At 62.3% G+C, this 19,286-nt stretch carries 18 protein-coding genes; 9 read left to right on the forward strand and 9 right to left on the reverse strand.

The window, feature by feature from the left end:
• Window position 1: 1 nt before the first annotated feature.
• Both hutI and hutG read left to right on the forward strand, forming a co-directional pair.
• On the forward strand, window positions 2–1,192 hold the full coding sequence (gene hutI / locus QM716_RS05585; RefSeq protein ID WP_283302891.1) for an imidazolonepropionase: 1,191 nt from the start codon (window positions 2–4) through the stop codon (window positions 1,190–1,192).
• Between the two features lie 23 nt (window positions 1,193–1,215).
• Window positions 1,216–2,184 carry a formimidoylglutamase gene (hutG, locus tag QM716_RS05590; RefSeq protein ID WP_283302892.1) on the forward strand — a complete coding sequence of 323 codons (969 nt, stop codon included), beginning with the start codon at window positions 1,216–1,218 and terminating at the stop codon, window positions 2,182–2,184.
• Window positions 2,185–2,413: 229 nt separating this feature from the next.
• Here the strand turns inward: hutG and QM716_RS05595 are convergent, their stop codons facing one another.
• Entirely contained in the window at window positions 2,414–3,361 is a 948-nt protein-coding gene (locus QM716_RS05595) for a TauD/TfdA dioxygenase family protein (RefSeq protein WP_283302893.1), read from the reverse strand.
• A 175-nt stretch (window positions 3,362–3,536) separates the two neighbouring features.
• Here QM716_RS05595 and QM716_RS05600 point away from each other — a divergent pair, with 175 nt between their 5' ends.
• Complete coding sequence (locus tag QM716_RS05600) at window positions 3,537–4,304, forward strand: MerR family transcriptional regulator (protein ID WP_283302894.1); 768 nt, start codon at window positions 3,537–3,539, stop codon at window positions 4,302–4,304.
• 76 nt (window positions 4,305–4,380) lie between these two features.
• Window positions 4,381–5,937: an alpha/beta hydrolase gene (locus QM716_RS05605; RefSeq protein WP_283302895.1), complete on the forward strand. Its 1,557-nt coding sequence runs from the start codon at window positions 4,381–4,383 to the stop codon at window positions 5,935–5,937.
• Between the two features lie 2 nt (window positions 5,938–5,939).
• Here QM716_RS05605 and QM716_RS05610 read toward each other — a convergent pair whose 3' ends face one another.
• From QM716_RS05610 to QM716_RS05620, 3 genes are all read right to left on the reverse strand, one after another.
• Entirely contained in the window at window positions 5,940–7,460 is a 1,521-nt protein-coding gene (locus QM716_RS05610) for an AMP-binding protein (RefSeq protein ID WP_283302896.1), read from the reverse strand.
• A 71-nt stretch (window positions 7,461–7,531) separates the two neighbouring features.
• Entirely contained in the window at window positions 7,532–8,653 is a 1,122-nt protein-coding gene (locus QM716_RS05615) for a DUF5938 domain-containing protein (protein ID WP_283302898.1), read from the reverse strand.
• Window positions 8,654–8,708: 55 nt separating this feature from the next.
• Entirely contained in the window at window positions 8,709–9,512 is an 804-nt protein-coding gene (locus QM716_RS05620; RefSeq protein WP_283302900.1) for an SDR family NAD(P)-dependent oxidoreductase, read from the reverse strand.
• 325 nt (window positions 9,513–9,837) lie between these two features.
• On the opposite strand from QM716_RS05620, the gene QM716_RS05625 reads away from it, so the two are divergent.
• A complete protein-coding gene (locus QM716_RS05625) occupies window positions 9,838–10,440 on the forward strand; it encodes a TetR/AcrR family transcriptional regulator (RefSeq protein WP_283303076.1) in 603 nt (200 codons plus the stop codon).
• Between the two features lie 57 nt (window positions 10,441–10,497).
• Here QM716_RS05625 and QM716_RS05630 read toward each other — a convergent pair whose 3' ends face one another.
• Window positions 10,498–11,091, reverse strand: a complete 594-nt coding sequence (locus tag QM716_RS05630; RefSeq protein ID WP_283302902.1) for a TetR/AcrR family transcriptional regulator — start codon at window positions 11,089–11,091, stop codon at window positions 10,498–10,500.
• A gap of 116 nt (window positions 11,092–11,207) precedes the next feature.
• On the opposite strand from QM716_RS05630, the gene QM716_RS05635 reads away from it, so the two are divergent.
• The 3 genes from QM716_RS05635 (at window position 11,208) to QM716_RS05645 (ending at window position 14,078) form a co-directional block, all read left to right on the forward strand.
• Window positions 11,208–11,969, forward strand: a complete 762-nt coding sequence (locus QM716_RS05635) for an enoyl-CoA hydratase-related protein (RefSeq protein WP_283302904.1) — start codon at window positions 11,208–11,210, stop codon at window positions 11,967–11,969.
• A gap of 241 nt (window positions 11,970–12,210) precedes the next feature.
• On the forward strand, window positions 12,211–12,726 hold the full coding sequence (locus QM716_RS05640; protein WP_283302906.1) for an OsmC family protein: 516 nt from the start codon (window positions 12,211–12,213) through the stop codon (window positions 12,724–12,726).
• Between the two features lie 38 nt (window positions 12,727–12,764).
• Window positions 12,765–14,078, forward strand: coding sequence for a bifunctional o-acetylhomoserine/o-acetylserine sulfhydrylase (locus QM716_RS05645; protein ID WP_283302908.1), 1,314 nt, complete (start codon window positions 12,765–12,767; stop codon window positions 14,076–14,078).
• 64 nt (window positions 14,079–14,142) lie between these two features.
• Here QM716_RS05645 and bphC read toward each other — a convergent pair whose 3' ends face one another.
• The 4 genes from bphC to QM716_RS05665 form a co-directional block, all read right to left on the reverse strand.
• Entirely contained in the window at window positions 14,143–15,063 is a 921-nt protein-coding gene (gene bphC / locus QM716_RS05650) for a biphenyl-2,3-diol 1,2-dioxygenase (protein WP_283302909.1), read from the reverse strand.
• Window positions 15,064–15,098: 35 nt separating this feature from the next.
• A complete protein-coding gene (locus QM716_RS05655) occupies window positions 15,099–16,277 on the reverse strand; it encodes an acyl-CoA dehydrogenase family protein (protein WP_283302911.1) in 1,179 nt (392 codons plus the stop codon).
• 121 nt (window positions 16,278–16,398) lie between these two features.
• Window positions 16,399–17,268 (reverse strand): alpha/beta fold hydrolase, encoded by an 870-nt coding sequence (locus tag QM716_RS05660; protein WP_283302913.1) that lies wholly within the window; start codon window positions 17,266–17,268, stop codon window positions 16,399–16,401.
• A gap of 76 nt (window positions 17,269–17,344) precedes the next feature.
• The gene (locus QM716_RS05665) at window positions 17,345–18,253 is read right to left on the reverse strand and encodes an IclR family transcriptional regulator (RefSeq protein ID WP_283302915.1); all 909 of its coding nucleotides are present in this window, start codon (window positions 18,251–18,253) and stop codon (window positions 17,345–17,347) included.
• A 138-nt stretch (window positions 18,254–18,391) separates the two neighbouring features.
• On the opposite strand from QM716_RS05665, the gene QM716_RS05670 reads away from it, so the two are divergent.
• Window positions 18,392–19,267: a TIGR03619 family F420-dependent LLM class oxidoreductase gene (locus QM716_RS05670; protein ID WP_283302916.1), complete on the forward strand. Its 876-nt coding sequence runs from the start codon at window positions 18,392–18,394 to the stop codon at window positions 19,265–19,267.
• The last annotated feature ends 19 nt before the right edge of the window (window positions 19,268–19,286 follow it).

Consider the following 19,286-nt stretch of genomic DNA (forward strand, 5'->3'; position numbering starts at 1 on the left):
ATTGACCACGAATGGTTCTCGAACCACAGTTCTGACCAACATCGGAACCCTCGTCACCAATGACCCGACTCTGGGTGAGGGCAAGCTCGGCGTACGACACGACGCGGCAATCGTCTTCGACGACGGCGTTGTTGCTTGGGTCGGCGATTCCGCCGACGCCCCGGCTGCCGATATCGGTCAGGATATCGGCGGCCGGGCACTCCTGCCCGGATTCGTGGAGAGCCACTCGCACCTGGTGTTCGGTGGCGAGAGGGCCGAGGAATTCGCAGCTCGGATGGCGGGCGAAAAGTACGCTGCGGGCGGCATTCGCAACACCATCGAGTCGACGCGCTCGGCCACCGACGAGCAATTGCAAGCCAATGTTCGACGCCTACTCGACGAATCCCTGCGCTCGGGCAGCACAACCGTCGAATGCAAGACCGGGTACGGGCAGAACACCGAGAGCGAACTACGCAGCGCGCTGATCGCCGGGCAGTTCACCGACGAGGTCACACTGCTGGCGGCCCACGTTCCACCACCCGAATACGCTGGCCGCGCCGATGATTACGTCGCCATGGCGTGCGACGAGATGATCCCTGCCTGTGCGCCACACGCGAAGTGGATCGACGTCTTCTGCGAGCGCGGTGCGTTCAATCGCGAACAGGCACACGCAGTCCTGAGTGCAGGCGTCGCCGCCGGACTGATCCCCCGCGTCCACGGAAACCAACTCGGCGAAGGACCAGGAGTCCAGCTCGCCGTCGAGATGGGTGCCGCGTCCGTCGATCACGTCACGTACGTCACCGCCGAGGACATCGACGCCTTGGCTCAGAGTTCCACCGTCGCAACACTGTTGCCAGGTGCCGATTTCTCCACCCGCAACAAGTACCCCGACGCCCGCGCACTGCTGGATGCCGGCGTCACCGTAGCTCTGGGCGCCGACTGCAATCCGGGCACCTGCTACACAACCAGCCTCCCGTTCTGCATCGCAATTGCGGTGCGAGACATGCACATGACACCCGCCGAAGCAGTCTGGGCAGCCACCGCGGGAGGCGCCCGGGCGCTGCAGCGCACCGACGTCGGAACGCTCTCTCCCGGAACTCGCGCCGACGCCATCGCGCTCGACGCACCGTCGTACCTCCACCTCGCCTACCGTCCGGGCGTGCCGCTGGTGCGCGAGGTCTGGAAAAACGGCGCACTCGCCACCAGCTACTGAAATACACTCACCGGGAGGCCGTCGTGGCACATCAGATCGCAGTCGACATCGAACCCACGCCGTGGACGGGGCGCTCCGACGGCACCACTGCCGAGCATCTGCGTTGGCACCATGCCGTGCAACCGTATTCGGCAGACCAGGCGCCCGGCGACTGCGTCCTGATCGGTTTCTCCAGCGACGAAGGCGTCCGGCGCAACAAGGGACGGCGTGGTGCTGCAGACGGCCCGGACGCGTTGCGAGCGGGGTTGGCCTCCATGGCGCTGGCCGAACCGCTGCAGATTCAGGATGCGGGCACCGTTGCCGTGTCGGGTGAAGAGCTCGAGGCCGGTCAAGCCGCGCTCGGGAACGCCGTCAGCGCTGCGCTCGATTCGGGACACTTTCCCGTGGTCCTCGGGGGCGGACACGAAATCGCCTACGGCACGTACCTCGGCGTCGCAGGATCCGAGATGCGGACCGCCGACGCCAAACTCGGAATTCTCAATCTGGACGCGCACTTCGACCTGCGGGGCGACCCGATACCCAGCTCCGGCACACCCTTTCGTCAGATCGCCGAGGACGAAGTCGCGGCGGGCACGTCGCATCAGTACAGCGTGATCGGAATCAGCCAGCCGAGCAACACCACTGCCCTGTTCGACACTGCTCACCGCCTTGGCGTTCGCTATTTGCTCGACGAAGAATGCGGAGCGATCGGTCGGGAGGTCGTGGATCAGTTCCTCGCAGACTTCCTCGCAGATGTCGATCTGGTCTACCTGACCATCGACCTCGACGTCCTGCCTGCAGCTGTGGCGCCGGGCGTCAGCGCACCCGCGGCCTACGGCGTCAGCCTCGAAACCATCCAATACGTATGTGATCGACTCACGTCCAGTGGCAAGCTCGCGGTTCTCGATGTTGCCGAACTGAACCCGAGCCTCGACATCGACAATCGCACTGCCCGAACCGCTGCTCGTCTGATCCACCGGATAGTGACGAAGCACGTGCCGATTCAGCGCTAGTCTCGGCGTGCCTCCAGCGCATCGAGGATGGGCTCTAGACCGTAGACGAACTCACTCGTGTGGTCGTAAGCCGGACTCAGACCGTGATCGACGATCATCTCGTGAAGGAAGGGCAACTCTTCAGACGGAAAGTGCTCGAGGATGTCACTCGCAACCTCATCGACATCTCCGGGTGCGCGGATGTCACAGAAACTCGAGCCTGACGATAAAGAAACTCACCAGAGTCGACTCACACGACCCCTACGGGCTTGTCGCCGACTATCGAGATTCGGTCCATCACGCGTCGCGCTGGGAAATAGTCACTGGCGGCATAGTGCTGGCACGTCCGATTGTCCCAGAAGGCAACCGTATTCGGCGCCCACTTCAAACGGACCTGAAATTCCGGACGGTTGACGTGGCGATACAACATCGTGAGGAGTTCGTTCGACTCCCCTTCTGACACACCGAGGATCCGTTGAGTGAATGTCATGTTGACGAACAACACCCGCCTGCCGCTTTCGGGAATGACCCGAACCACCGGATGTTGCACAGCGGGGAACTTCGGACGCAACATCTCGACCGCATCCGCCGGCATCGACCTACCAAAAGAATTGATCCAATCATGTTCTGCAACAAGCGGGTCGATACGCTTCTTGATGCTTTCCGGAAGTAGATCGTAGGCAGCAGCGGTGTCAGCCCACAACGTGTCACCACCCACCTCTGGCACCTCGACTGCACGAAGCACGGCGGCAAACGAAGGAAACTCGTGCCACGTCACGTCGTTGTGCCAGTTGTTCTCGACTCCGCCGACCATCGCATTCTTCGCCAGTGTCGTGACATCGACGTCCGTCTGCCCGGGCTGCGTGTACGTGAAGAACGGATGCTGTTCGAGATCACCCCAACGCTCGGCAAAAGCTCGATGATCCGCTCGGTCGAGGTCCTGATCCCGAAAGAAGAGGACTTTCCATTCGAGGAGAGCTCGGCGGAGTTCCGCAATCACGGCATCAGACAGGCCCCCGCCGAGTCGAATACCGGAGATTTCCGCTCCGATCGTCGGCGCGACCGCCTTGACTGCGAAGTGTTCGTACGGTGCCGGAACTACCGACTCGGGATTCCGGCGAGCAACGAGTGGACCGTAGGCAGCAAGCGGATCGGTGGGGATCGGAAAGATTGTTGCCGCAGGAAAAAGGGTAGCCATCGGGGCACTTCCTCGAAATCGACGATGTCGTAACGGACAAAATTCAGATTAAGTTCATCTCCTTAAAGTGTCAACGGTCACGTTCTCCCGTGCGAACCTTGACCCTGACGCCGCGTCAAGGTTGGAGAATGGTCTCCACAGACGGAATCCGATTCGATCACGGGAGGGCAGGGCGATGATGACCATCGGCGAGCTGGCCAAATTGGCCGGCACCACCGTCAGATCCGTGCGCTACTACCACTCGAACGGCCTTCTCGAAGAACCACAACGCCAACCCAACGGCTACCGCATGTACCGGGCGGTGGACCTGGCACGACTGAGCCGGATCCGTCGTCTACGCGATTTGGGGATCTCCGTCGCCAAGATCGCCGAACTCCTGGACGGCGACGCTCACGACACTCGGTCCGCGCTCGACGCCCTCGACAAGGAATTGGAGACGAAGGCCGAACAGATCGCTGTTCAACGTGCCCACATCGAGTCACTACGCCGCAACGCCGATCCAGAACTACCCGATGCATTTTCGGAAGTGCTCGCACAGTACGTCGTGGCCGGTGCGCCGACAGCATGGATCGACAACGAGCGCGAACTTCTGATCCTCGCGCTCACGGTCTCCGGGGGCGATCCCGAGGTCTGCGATTCACTCCTGAGCGCACATCACCGAGCATTGGCCGAGCCGAACCGCGAGCGCGCCATCGAATTGATCACTCGCATGTACGCCCTCGCCGATGCCCCGGCGGACGCGGACACGATTGCGGCGCTTGCCATTCAGTTCTGCGACTTCACCGAGAGCGTGTTACCTGAACAGGCTGCACCGGAGAGTGCTTCACCCACAAGGTTGGTAGCGGTACTGCGCGAACACCAAGCGGATCGACGAACCGCGACCCAGGAAAGATTCGCGAAGGCAGTGGCGGCCGAGTTCGCCGCCCGCCAATCTCGACCCTGAAACCCCTCATGAACCCCCACATTCCAGGTGGGGTGATCAACGCTGCCCGAATCGGGCTCGACACAAGGACAAGACAATGACTGGATCCATCATGCCCAGATCACGCATGCCTCGACCACAAAAATGGCTGGCTTCCATAGTCGCCGCTGCCGCACTCGCCGTACCCGCATTGGCGGCGTGCTCGGAACCTGCTGCCCCGCAGACAGATCCACAAACAAATCTCAGCGCATTCTACGACCAGGATGTCGAATGGGGACCATGCGCCACAGACACCGGAACGTCGACGGCAAGTGACTGCGCGACGGTCACAGTACCTTTGGACTATTCCACCCCTGACGGCAAGACGATCGAAGTGGCGATCTCACGGGTCGCGTCGACCGACCCCGCGCAGCGACGCGGGATCCTGCTCACCAACCCTGGCGGCCCGGGTGGCCGCGGTCTGGGCTTGCCTGAAATTCTGAATGCGGGCATGACACCGGAGGTCGCGGCGGCATACGACATCATCGGCATGGATACCCGGGGACTCGGCAAGAGCACGCCGATCGACTGCGGCGTCGAGCAGATGTCATGGATGCGTTCACCGGGTACCACGGACGAAGGGTGGAACGAGAGTGTCGCGCTCGCACGCGAGGCCGCTGACAAATGCTGGGACAAGTACCCGGACTATCTGCCGCACATCAATACTCAGAATATCGCCCGCGACCTCGACGTGATTCGCGGCGCCCTCGACCAGGAGAAGGCGTCGTACTTCGGGTGGTCGTACGGCACATATCTTGGTGCAACCTACGCTCAAATGTTCCCCGACAGGATCGATCGTGTGGTTCTCGACAGTGCACCGGACCCGAAGAAGTACGGATACGAGATGTTCCAGGACATGGGCCCGGCCAACGAGAAGGCGATCGACGGATTCTCGCAGTGGGCAGCGGAACGCAACTCCACCTATGCGCTCGGATCGACGCCCGCAGAAGTTCGCGCCCTCATCGAGAAGCTGATCTCGGACGCCGCCACCACTCCGATTCGGATCGGTGACTACGCCGTCGACGATCACGTCCTTCCATTCCTGATGTACGTCAACGGGACCGGGGACACCGAGAAGGAAAGCGAGGCATTCGCACAGGTATTGGTTCAGTTGCGCGATCTCGCGTCCGGCAAGACCGTCGAGAACATCCATCCACAGCTGACGGGCCTGATGCAGGCGTGGTTCCAGACCGAACTGGGGACCGACCCCGACTATGCCGGAACAATCGCCATCGTCTGCGGCGACGTGTCGATGCCGAGCGATCCCCAGTGGTATCGCAACAAGTTGGAGGAGCACCGGGATGATCAGCCGATCTTTGCCGGCACCCACAACACGATCATGCCGTGCGCGTTCTGGCGCAGTGAGCCCCCGACGCGGATCGACATCGACAACACCGTTCCGACATTGCAGATCCAGGCAACCGGTGACACCCGCACGACGTACGAGGAAGGACTCGGTATGCATGAAGCCATGAAAGGCTCACGGCTGGTGACAGTTCCGGGTCGTACTCATGCGGTGTTCCCCAGCTACGCGAATACTTGCGCTGACGCCGCCGTCAACTCGTATCTGCTCGACGGCTCACTGCCGGCAGAAGACGTGGTGTGCGAGTCGTGATCTCAGCTCGTCAGTTCGCTCTTGATCTCGTTCTTGAGAACTTTGCCGACCTTGGAGCGAGGTAGATCGTCCCAGACGATGACTTGCTTCGGAGTCTTCACACTTCCGATGCGAGCTTTCACGAAAGCCATCACCTCGGCGCCGTCGATGTCGGCGCCGAGGTGTGGCTGCACCACTGCCACAACACGTTCGCCCCACTTGTCGTCCGGCAGCCCGATCACTCCGCAGTCCTGAATCCCCGGGTACGCCATGAGCGCCTGCTCGACCTCTACCGAGTAGACGTTGAAACCGCCCGTGATGATCATGTCCTTCGCGCGATCGACGATGAACAGGAAATTGTCCTCGTCCAGGTACCCGATGTCGCCGGTGTGATGCCAGCCGTGGGCTGACGCTTCCGCGGTTGCATCGGGGTTCTTGTAATAGCCCGCCATCACCAGCGAACTGCGAATCACCACCTCACCACGCTCGCCACGTCCGAGAAGTGCGCCTTTGTCGTCCATGATCCCCACCGTCACCAGTGGCGACGGTCGCCCCGCCGAGGCAAGTCGTGACGTTTCGACGGTGCCGTCCGAGCCGAAGTGCTCCTTCGGTGACATCGTCGAGATCATCATGGGGGCTTCACTTTGCCCGAACAACTGAGCCATGACCGGGCCGATTCTGTCGATCGCCTCCTCGAGTCTGGTCGGGGAGATCGGTGCCGCGCCGTACCAGAAACACTGCAGCGAGCGACGATCCGTTGCCGCGAGGCCCTCGTGCTCGAGCAGCATGTAGATGAGCGTCGGCGGCAGGAAGGTGTGAGTCACCTTGTGCTTCTGAACGTTCGCGAGGAAGTACCCGAGGTCGGGCTTCGGCATGATCACCACTTCGCCGCCGAGGGCCATGATCGGAAAGCACAGAACACCGGCGGCGTGAGTCAACGGCGCCAACGCCAGATACACCGGGCGTCCTTCGAACGGATAGCTCATCAAGGTGATGGCCGTCATCGTCTCGATGTTGTGCTTGGTCAACATCACACCCTTGGGCCGACCCGTCGTACCACCCGTGCCGACCAGCATGGTGACGTCGTCGGGCGCAACGACGTCGAGTTCTTCATCCCCGAGCCAGCTTTCGAGAGACTGAACCGAATCCCATTCGCCGTCGATGCAGACGAGCGTCACCAACTGGGGAAGCGCATCCTTGATCTGGTCGACCAGCGGCGCGTACGACTTCTGGAAGAAGAGAGCGCGACAATCGAACAGATCCAACAGATCTCGGTTTTCCGCAGCTTCGTTGCGAGGATTGATCGGACACCAGACGCCGCCAGCCCTGCTTATTCCGAATACGCACGAGAACGAGATCGGATCATTTCCGGACAGAATCGCGACCTTCTCGCCCGGCGCGATGCCCGATGCCGCGAGCGAAGCTGCGAAGCGACGGCTGAACTGTTGCACCTCCGCATAGGAGAGAGTGCGCTCTCCCATCGTCAAACACGGTGCGGTGGAACCAAGAGAGGCTCCCTTGTCGAGATAGTCGGTCAAACGCATGGGGAGCCTCCAGGGCCGGACTCCCGGCGCGAGGACGCCGGGAGCCGTGAACGTGATGACGAGGGCGTGGACTAGGTGTTGATGGTTACTTCCGGTTCCAGTGCCAGCCCGAAACTGCGTAGCGCGCCGAGCAGTTCGCGATGCCCGAATGCCTGGCAGGCCGAGGCGAGTCCGGTGCGCTTGGGCGCCTGCTGAAGCAACGAGTGCGCTGCGTATGCGTGCAGGAGTCCGGTCTGCTTGTAGTTGCAGTTGCCGTGGAGCACGACGTGTGAGCGACCGAGCGGGCCGGACGCATAGACGGAGTCCAGCGAGGTGTTGATGCGTGGGTTCTCGCGGGGTGGCATTCCGGCCTGCACCGAACCGGCGATCTCGGCCAGGGCGGCTTCCTGCTCGTCGGCGGGCAGTGTCTTGATCTGCTCCTCCACGATCTTCTGGGTCGCGACAACGCCTTCCATCACGGTGCGGTCGAACACCCCGCCGGCGGCCTTGACGTTGGAAACTCGCGGATCGTTCTTGAACCACACCGGGTGACATGTTCCGCCCCACGGCAATGCCAGCGCGGTTTCGTGCTGGCCGGGAACGACGACGTCGAAAGTCTGGCCGGGCGCCCACTGCACGTACTTGTTCTGCTCGAGGTAGTACCAGTTCGCCTTGAGGATGGTGAAGATCGTCTGAGTGGACGCGTAGGTGGGAAATCCCTTCCACAGCACCAGGATGTCGAGTGTGTCGAGGCCCGGCGTTTCCAATGCGATGTTGGCCGCGATCTCACCGGTGGTGTACATCTGAGCGATGCCGGGCGAGAGGAGCAGGCCCTTCTCCTGGTACTTGTCGCTGAACTTCTCTTGGACATCGAGTACCCAGTCCTGCTCACCGGTGGTATCCATGTAGTGGCAACCCGCATTCAACGCGGCCTCGACGACGGTGCCGCCGAGCTTGATGAACGGCCCTACCATGTTACTGACAACCTGTGCACCGGTGAACAATTCGGTGAGCGCCTCGACCGTGTGCTCGACCTCGACGACCTCGTGATCGACGGTGTCCAAACCGGGGATCTTGTCGAGGACCTCCTGAATGCGAGCGGCGTCGCGGCCGGCCGCGATGAACGGGATGTTGAACTCGCGCAGGTATTCACACACCAGACGGCCGGTGTACCCGGAGACTCCGTAGACGATGACTGGCTTCTTTTCGGACATGTTCGTGGAACCTTTCGGAGACGGGGGAAGGGTGTACGTACGAATTTGGGGCGAGTTACATGCCCATGCCACCGTCGACGGGGAGGCCGATACCGGTGATGAAGCGTGCGGCGTCGGAGGACAAGAACACCACGGCGTCCGCCATGTCGTTCACTTCGCCGAGACGGCCGAGTGGGGTGAGACCGATGACGTCGCCGACTGCTGCTTCGGCACTGGGCCAGAGTCCGAGCTTCTCCATGTCCGCTGCGAGTCCGAGACCCATCTCCGTGGCAACAAGGCCCGGGTAGATGCAGTTGACGCGGACTCCGTAGCCGAGCTTGCCCGACTCGGCTGCAGCAACCTTGGTGAAGCGGTCGACCGCGGACTTGGTCGCGGAGTAACCACTGATGCCGGGAAATGGAATGGTTGCTGCCACCGACGAAATGTTGATGATGGATCCGCCGGTTCCGGCGACGCCACCCGGACGCATGCTGCGCAGTCCGTGTTTGGTTCCGAGCGCCGTTCCGAGGATGTTGACCTCACACATGCGGCGGATGTCGCCCGGATCGAGGTCCACCACCAGCGAGGAAATTTCGATGCCGGCGTTGTTGACAAGGATGTCGAAGCCGCCGAGAGTCTCCGCGGTTGCCACAACTGCTTCTTCCCAGTTGGCGTCGTCGGTGACGTCCAGCTTCACGAAGCCGGTCTTGACTCCGCCCGAACCGACGGCCTCCGCGGTGGCGCGACCCTCGTCTTCGAGAACGTCGCCGATCATCACCGACGCTCCCGCCTTCGCCAACGCCTCAGCCATTCCGGCTCCGAGCCCCTTGGCACCACCCGTGACCAGTGCTTTTCGTCCCTCGAGATCAAACACGCTCATTTTCGACTGCCTCCGTGACTGAAACGACTCTCGCGATACCACCGTTCACAGCGACGCTGCCAAGTGGTGTGAGTCACAGAGTATTCAACTTTGGACGAGTGTCAAGAGAAATCTTGACGACTGTCAAGATTTTGTTACACGCTCGTCAAAGACCAGGGGTTACACTGATTCGGACGCGGCGATCGTGCCGCTGTGGAAACCGCAGGGAACAGGACGTGCCATCGTGACCACGACAGTCGAGAAGCCCAGTGGGGCAGGGAAAAAGGCTGCACCTACCGCTTCAGACAAGCGGTCAAACACAGACAAGCGGTCCAACGCCGACAAAGTGTCACGTCGTCAGGTCGACAAATTCTCCGAGCGCCGCGATCAACTGGCCGAGGCCGCACTGCAAACGCTGGCCGAACTGGGCTACGCACGCACCAGTCTGCGCGAAATCGCCCAGAATTCGGAGTTCTCACACGGCGTCCTGCACTACTACTTCAGCGACAAGGTCGACCTGATCACCCACTGCGTGCGCCACTACAAGGCACGCTGCGTCACCCGCTACGACGGCATCGTCGCCACCGCCCAGACGCCGGAGGAACTGAAAACCGGTTTCGGGGCACTGCTCGCCGAGACCATGATCGACGAACCGACGATGCACCGCCTCTGGTACGACCTGCGTGCGCAGTCGATGTTCGAGGAGTCCTTCCGAGCCGACGTGGCCGCGATCGACGAGAGTCTCGAAAACATGATCTGGCGCATCGTTTCTCGCTACGCCGAGCTTCTCGATGTGGAACCCTCGGTCACCTCGCCGGCGATGTACGCAATCTTCGACGGCCTGTTCCAGCAGAGTCTGCTGCGTCATCTGTCCGGCGATCAGACTGCTGCGAACTATCTTTCGGAGAGCGTCCAGCAGATGCTGCCCCTGGTAGTGCCCACCCTCTGAATCAGCCCACCCTCTGAATCAGCCCGCCCTCTGAGTCAGCCCAAGCCCTGAGGCAGTTCAGCGAGCAGCGATGCCCTCCGCCACGTACTTCGCTCCGCGATCGAATTCGCCGACCACGTCGTAGTCGGCGTCCTGCCGCCAGAAGCGAACCAACGCGCCGTACGTACCGCCGATCATCTGCGCGAGAAACAGCGGCGGATAGTCCGATCGCACTTCACCGGCTTCGATCCCGGCAGTGACGATCCGTAGAAGTTCCACGTGGAACCGATGATCATGGGCCGCCCCCGCTCCGGAGGAGGCGAAGTCACGCTCGAGTTCTGCAGTCACCATGCGCAGATAGCGCGGATGCATGATCGCCTGTTGCGCAAAGTCCTGAAAGATCCTGGAGATCCGATCAGTGGTCGGCACCGGCGACTCCATGAGCTGATCCACCAGTGCCGCAAGCTGATCGAGATGATCACTGTGCAGCGCCTCGAGAACCGAGTCCTTGCCCTGGAAGTAGTTGAAGAAGGTGGCTCGCGACACCTCGGCTCGCTCGGCGATGTCGTCGACAGTCGTGCTGGCGAAACCCTGCGCCGAGAACAGAATTCGAGCAGCCGAGAGCAACCTGTCGTTGGTATCGCGCTTGTTCTGTTCTCGTTTGGAAATCACGTCGACCTGCCTTTCTCCGCCTCAGAACACAGTCTTCGCCACAGTCCGGAATGTGTCCAATGTCCGTCCCGTCAGGTAACGCACCACCCCTTCGATAGATGGATTACAGTCCAATTATGTCGACTGTTTCCACCGAACGCCACGACCGCGTTCTCATCGTCAGGATCGAACGCGAAGAACGTCGTAACGCGATCAATCGCGAAACTGCCGAGGGAATCGAAGCCGCACTGAACCTCCTCGACGACGACCCATCTCTGTGGGTCGGCATCATCACCGGAACCCCCAACATCTTTTGTGCCGGAACCGATATCCGCGAACGAGCCGACCTCCGCATGCCCCGCGGCGGTGAGTACGGCGTAATCCGGCGTCAGCGGAACAAGCCTCTGATCGCTGCGGTCGAGGGATACGCACTGGGTGGAGGTTTCGAAATCGCATTGGCCTGCGATCTCATCGTCGCCTCTGCCACAGCACAATTCGGCCTCCCCGAAACCAAACGCGGTTTGGTTGCGACGTCCGGTGCACTCTTTCGGGCGCCTCGGGCACTTCCGATCAACATCGCCCGCGAACTCCTGATCACCGGCCGCACACTCGATCCCGAACGGGCCAGGGACCTCGGCGTCGTCAACGCAGTCACTGCGCCAGGCAAGGCACTCGACGAGGCGTTGGTGATGGCGGCCGAGATCTGCGAGTCCTCCCCTACCTCGGTGAGCTTGAGCTTGAAGGCGATCGACGCTCTCTACGCCGAAGCCGATGCCGTCGGATGGACCGTCACCGACGATGCCAAGGACGCAGTGTTGCGTTCCCCGGACATCGCCGAAGGACTCGACGCTTTTGCGGGTCGTCGGACACCCCGGTGGAGCGGACTGTCGCCTACATGACGGACCACGATCCGAGACAGATTTCCTATACATCTGGTCGGAAAGGGTGTGAACCGGTTACAGTCACTCCTGTGACGGAAATTGGCGCATACGAGACGGGCACGCTGCTGACGCGGCGACGCCATGTCGACTTTGCGCATGTCTGTACATCCGGGTGTCCGATCTACTGATCGGACCTACGACGTGAGCGCCGCTCGCGTCGATATTCGTATGTACGCCCAGATCAGGGGACATTTCTGTCATGACCACCGCTTCCATCTCCCACCTGAGTTCCGTCCTAGCAGCCAACGCCGACGCCATCGACAAGGACGCGAGTAGAGCGCACGCCGTCTTCAAGGCTTCCGCCCAGGCGCACGACGCCGTTGCCAGCACCATTTCGCTCGGTAAGTACAGCGTCGAGGTCGACGAACCGGCGGCCCTCGGCGGCGAGAACACCGCAGCCAATCCAGTCGAGTACTACCTCGCTTCTCTTCTGTCCTGCCAGGTGGTCACCTACCGCGTCTGGGCCGACAAGCTCGGTATCGCGCTCGACGACATCTCGGCCAGAGCCGAAGGCGATCTCGACGTTCGTGGATTCTTCGGCTTCGACGATGCGGTCCGTCCGGGATTCTCCGAGGTCCGCGTGGTCGTCACCCTGACCGGTCCGGAAACTCGCGAGCGCTACCTGGAGTTGCAGGAGACGGTCGACGCCCACTGCCCCGTACTCGATCTCACCCGCAATCCCGTCCCAGTGCATACAGTCGTCGAAACCGCCTGACCCGCATCAACCCACCCTTCACCACGGAGTATGAATTCATGAGCGAGAACACCCCCGTCGACACCGATCCGACCGCCGATTGGTCGTTCGAAACCAAGCAGGTCCACGCCGGACAGGGCCCGGACAGCGCCACCAACGCTCGGGCACTGCCGATCTACCAGACCACCAGCTACGTCTTCGACAACACCGATCACGCTGCCGCCCTGTTCGGCCTCGCCGAGCCGGGCAACATCTACACCCGCATCATGAACCCGACGCAGGACGCCGTCGAGCAGCGCATCGCCGCCCTCGAAGGCGGAGTCGCGGCTCTGCTGGTTGCGTCCGGTCAGGCTGCCGAGACCTTCGCGATCCTCAACATTGCCGAGGCGGGCGACCACGTCGTCTCCAGCCCTCGTCTGTACGGCGGCACGTACAACCTCTTCCACTACACGCTGCCCAAGCTGGGAATCACCGTCGACTTCGTCGAAGACCCGGACAACCTCGAGCACTGGCGTGCGGCCATCCGTCCGAACACGAAGGCGTTCTACGGCGAAACCATCTCCAACCCCAAAAACGACGTGTTCGACATTCCCGGTATCAGTGCGGTCGCCCACGAGAACGGCATCCCGCTGATCGTGGACAACACCGTCGCAACGCCCTACCTCATTCAGCCGCTGAAGCACGGCGCTGACATTGTCGTCCACTCCGCCACCAAATACCTTGGCGGACATGGCACCGCGATCGCCGGCGTCATCGTCGACGGTGGCACCTTCGACTGGACCCAGGGACGCCACACCAACTTCACCACCCCGGATCCCAGCTACCACGGCGTCACCTTCGCCGACCTCGGCGCGCCCGCCTACGCGCTCAAGGCACGCGTCCAGCTTCTCCGCGACCTCGGTTCGGCGATCGCGCCGTTCAATGCCTTCCTCATCTCGCAGGGCATCGAGACCTTGAGCCTGCGCATCGAGCGCCACGTGTCCAACGCACAGAAGGTTGCCGAGTTCCTCGACGGTCGCGCAGAGGTCACCTCGGTCGCCTACGCGGGACTGCCGTCGTCGCCGTGGCACGAGCGCGGAAAGCAGCTGGCGCCCAAGGGCACCGGAGCGATCGTCGCATTCGAGCTTGCCGGTGGTGTCGACGCGGGCAAGAAGTTCGTCAACGCCCTGACACTGCACAGCCACGTCGCCAACATCGGTGACGTTCGCTCACTCGTCATCCACCCCGCGTCGACGACGCACTCGCAACTCACCCCCGAAGAGCAGCTCGCTTCGGGCGTCACCCCGGGGCTCGTCCGCCTCGCGGTTGGCATCGAAGGGATCGACGACATTCTCGCCGACCTCGAAACCGGTTTGGCAGCAGCAGCTTCCTGATCGATCACACGAAAAAGCTCGGCCCCGATATGCATTGGAGCCGAGCTTTTTCGTTGCGTAAGAGCTAGCTCGTGGGAGTGAACGCAGCCAGCGGTTCACTGTCGGACCAGTCGTGGCCCCAGTAGCTGTCCGCTGTGATTTCCTCAGCAGTGTAGAAGGTTTCGTCGACCAGCATGCCCTCGCAACCGAACTCCAGATCCCAGCCACCCGGTGCACGCACGTAGAACGACACCATCTTGTCATTCGTGTGGCGACCCAACGTCGAGGAGATCGAGAAGCCAAGCTTGGCAACACGATCGAGAGCCTGACCCACCGCGTCGAGAGTCTCGGCTTCCATCATCAGATGCACGAGACCGGGCTCGTCCACAGGCGGCGCCGGGCACAGCGCCAGGCTGTGGTGACGCTGATTGACACCCATGAAGCGGACGCGACGAGCCGGCGGCGGCGCGTCGATTCCACCGAGACGGATGGAACCGCGCGGAAGGAATCCGAGCACCTCGGTGTAGAAGGTGTACGCCTCGTCGAAACGCGTAACCGGAAGCACCACATGGCCGAGGCCCTGATCGCCGGTGACAAAACGGCCGCCGTGCGGGGTGACAAACGGGCTGTGGTCGAGCACCGGCCCGAAGAACACTTCGACGCGGTTGCCGTTGGGATCGCCGAATGCGATGACCTGCTCGGCATCGCGGTAGCTGGCGTCGACCTCGGAGAGAACTTCGACCTCGACTCCGGCCTTCTCGACCGCCTCGCGAACACGCTGGAGCGCGAACTGATCTCGCACTTCCCAGCCCACTGCGAGAGCCTTGTCCGTCTCACCGGGCAGGACGATCAGACGCGCACGACGCTCGTCCAGACGCAAGTAGAGGCCGTCGGCTTCCGGGCCACTACCGACCGCGAGACCGAGTCCGTCGACCACGAGCTCGCGCCAGCGAGCCACGTCCTGCGTTTGGATCCTGAGATATCCCAGGCCCCGAATTTCAGTCATGCCTAACCGTCCTTGCTTCGAGAATGTTTGTGGGACTAGATCATCGAGCGGTGGATGCCCTGCGGCTCGCCACCGAGCTGCGAGAGCGTCGACGCATGGAAAATCGAACCAGGCACATGGATCGCATGCGCCAAACCGGCATGGGCATCACGCCAGAACCGCTGCATCGGCGTGCTCAACTGCAACGCGCCACCACCGGAACGAGCAAAGATCTCGTCCACCGCCCGCACCGCACGCCACGCCGCAGCAGTCTGCGTACGCCGACCGATCGCACGAAGCTCGAACGAAACTTCCTGACCCTTCTCGGTCATGTCCCAGAAACGATCCACCGTCTCCAAGATCGCAGCCCGAGACGCAGCGATCTCGGCAGCCGCCTCACCGATCGCGAAGAGCACGTACGGATCTTCCTTGATCGGAACACCACTGACCGTCACCCGCTCACGCTGCGCAGCCATGTTGCACGCCAACGCACCTTCGGCGATACCGATCAACGACGAAGTGATCCCCAACGGGAAAATGCACGAGAACGGGAACTTGTACAACGTCTCCGTACGGCCCGCTTCCTTCCACGCCGTCCCGTCGTACACCTTTCCGGCGTCGATCGTGCGGTAGGTGGGCAGGAATGCGTCCTTGACGATCAGATCCTTCGAACCCGTTCCGCGCAGGCCGACGACGTTCCAGCTGTCCTGGTCGATGTCGTAATCGGAGCGCGGCAACAACACGTGCAGGTGCTTCGGCGGCATCAGCGGCTTGCCGGACTCGTCACCGACCATCGCGCCGATCATGATCCAGTCACAGTGATCGGTACCCGAGGAGAACGACCAGCGGCCGTTGAGGATGTACCCACCCTCGACGGGCCTCGCAACACCCATCGGCGCATACGGCGACGCCATCCACGTATCGGGATCGGTTCCCCACACCTCTTCCTGAGCCTTACGGTCGAAGAACGCAAGCTCCCACGGATGAACACCGACGATGCCGCTGACCCAACCGGTGGCACCGTCCATCGCACCGATAGCCATTGCCGTCTCGGCGAATTCACGCGGATGCGCCTCGAGCCCACCGAACTCCTTCGGCTGGAACATCCGGATGACACCGGAGTCGCGCAACCGCTTCGCGCTGCCGTCCGTCAAGCGCATCAGCCTGTCGCCCTCGACTCCGTCTGCGCGGATCTCGTCGGCGAACTGTGAAATGTTGTCTAGAACCTGACCCATGATCTTCCGGCTTTCTGGTTTCGATACCCGGCGAGCGCCTAGGCAGAATGAAATCTGTTGATGAAACGGTGGCAGGGGGCCCGCCGAAGTGCAGAAACACTTCCCGGTGAGTGGGAGCCCCTTACTTGCCTTCTGGACGCGTGAGGAATGCCAAAACGGACGCAACCCAGGCGTCACGGGCCTCGATCATCGCCCAGTGGCCACAGTTGGGGAAGATGTGAACTTCGCCGTTGGGGATGTCGCGCATCGGCAGAATCGCCATGTCCACGGGGCTGACGCGGTCGTCGCGTCCCCAGGTCAACAGCGTCGGCGCCTTGATCTTGTTCAGCTGCGCCCAGTACGGCACGGCGGTCGACGCAGCAGCAGCCGCGCCCATAGCTGCCATGGCCTTGCTGCTGTACATACGGCGGGCGATCTCGAGCGTCGTCGGCTCGGTGGCGAGGGCCCAACGCTCTTCGATGAGCTGCTCGGTGACGACGGCACGGTCGAAGACCATCGAATGCAGCCAACGGACCAGAGCTTCGCGGGTGGGATTGTCGGTGAACTCCATGAGGAGTTTGATGCCTTCACCGGGGCCGGGCGAGAAGGTGTTCTTGCCCATGCCGCCGATGGTGACGAGCTTGCTCACCCGGTGGGGTTCGTCGATCGCAACCTTGGTGGCGACGATGCCGCCCATGGAGTTGCCGATCATGTGGACCGGGCCGAGGCCGAGGCCGTCGAGGAACATCCCGACCGACGCCTGCGCCATCATCATCGGATGGTCGGGGCCGGGATCGCTGACGCCGAATCCGGGAAACTCGAGAACGTAGCAGTGGAAGTGCTCCGCGAAGTCCGCGAGAACGCCGCGGTAGTTACGCCAACCGGTGACTCCAGGGCCCGATCCGTGCAGCAGCAGGAGCGGCGGGCCGTCGCCGGCTTCGTGGTACCGGAGCACACCGAGATCGGTCTGCAGTTCCTTCAGAGTTCCCTCGTAGCTCAGTTCAGTCGTCATGGTCCGAACGGTGCCATCAGTACCGCTGAGCTGCTATGACTCGTCCCGATCAGCGAGACAAGTCGATCAAAATACGTCAGATCCAGTGGTCGGACGACGCTGCCAGCAGGCGATCCATCGTCTCGGCCGAGAACGTATTGGTCGGAACGGGAGGGGTTTTGCGTCCACGCCGGGGAGCGCCCAGTTCGGGGTACAGCGTGCGCGAGACCTCGCGAGCCGCGTCGACGACCAGCGGAGCAACGCGCTCGAGCTGAGCGGTCCGCATGTCCCCACACAACGCGATGCTGCCGACAGGCCCCTCGTGTCCGCGAATTGCCGACGCCACACAAGCGACCCCACGCGCCGACTCACCGCGCTCGAAGGCCAGTCCCCGACGCTGACGGATCCGGTTCAGTTCTTGATGGAGCACCGCGACGTCGGTGATCGTGTTCTCGGTGCAGCGGGGAAGAGCCGACCCGAACAGAGCGTCGACACGCTCGGGGTCGATCCACGCCAGCATCGCCTTGCCGCCGGCCGTCGAATGGGCGAGTACTCGGCCGCCGACGCGGGACGGCAGAGCCGCGGCGAACCGACCGCCGACCTTGTCGAGGTAGACGCTCTCGCGCCCGTCGAGCACCGACAGATGAACAACCATGCCGGTCTGCAGGTGCAGCTCGTGCAGAAGCGGTGCTGCGGCTTCGCGGATCTGGCTGTGGCCGCCGTCGCCACCACCGAGGCCGAGTGCACGGCGCCCGAGACAGTAGCCGAACGACGCGTGATCAACCCAGTCCAGCTTGACGAGCTGATCGAGAATGCGGTGGACGGTGGACCGCGGCAACTGAGTGCGGCACGCGACCTCTTCCAGCGTCAGCCGTGCGGCGCGGCCGTCGAAGGCGTCGAGAATCAGTGTCATCCGCTCGACCATCGACGGCGGCAGATCCTTCTTGGGTTGCCCGGCGTCGGTCTGGACGGTGGACAGTGTGTCGTTCATGTCAACAATGGTCATGGACGCCTCCCGAAAACTGGAATTGATTCTACCGACTATAACCCAGGTCACAGTTTCTGGAAAGTGAATCAACCTTTTCGATCCCGATCAGCGGTAATTCACCTGCCGCCGCATGAGCGGGAGGGCTATAAACGCCCGATGCACCTGGGAATCGTCACGCCGGTCCTGATTCAGCACCCGAGCACGCGCTCGGAGTGGGAGGCAAGTGCTGACATCGACGAGATCGCCACAGTGGCTGCCGCGGCGGATCGACTCGGTTTCCACCATCTGACCTGCAGTGAACACGTGGCGGTTCCAGAAGAGATGGCCACCGAACGTGGCGGAACCTACTGGGATCCGCTCGCCACCCTCGGTTTTCTCGCCGCACGTACGTCACGAATCCTGCTGGCGACGCAGGTGCTGGTGTTGGGCTACCACCACCCCCTCGAGATCGCCAAGCGTTACGGAACGCTTGATCGCGTCAGCAACGGACGCCTGATACTCGGCCTCGGGGTGGGGACAGTGAAACAAGAATTCGATCTCATAAATGCTCCGTTTGCCGACCGAGGAGCGCGCGCTGACGATGCCTTGGCCGCACTTCGGGCATCGCTGTCGACGCCGACTCCGGAGTATCACGGCGAGTTCTACGACTACTCCGGATTTGTCGTCGAACCCCATGCCGTCCAGAAACGTGTGCCCCTGTGGATCGGCGGCCGGTCCAAGAGATCGCTGCGCCGGGCCACCACACACGGCGACGGGTGGGTGCCGTTCGGGCTGCGATTCTCCGAACTGAAGGAAATGCTCGACGCCACGACGCTCCCCGACGGATTCGACGTGGTGCTTCCCGCCGGTGCGCCGCTCGATCCCCTCGGCAAGCGCGAATCCACCCTTCGCGCCTTGACTCGCGTCCGCGACGCCGGGGCGACCATAGCTAGTTGCTCGATCGGCGCTCGAAGCGTCGAGCACTACTGCGAACAACTCGAAGAACTTCACCGAATCGCCCTCGCCGAGGGCTTCTGTTTCACCACTTCCTGACTCGCCGACATTCCAATGC

The sequence above is a fragment of the Rhodococcus sp. IEGM 1409 genome, assembly GCF_030056735.1.
Taxonomy (GTDB): domain Bacteria; phylum Actinomycetota; class Actinomycetes; order Mycobacteriales; family Mycobacteriaceae; genus Rhodococcus_F.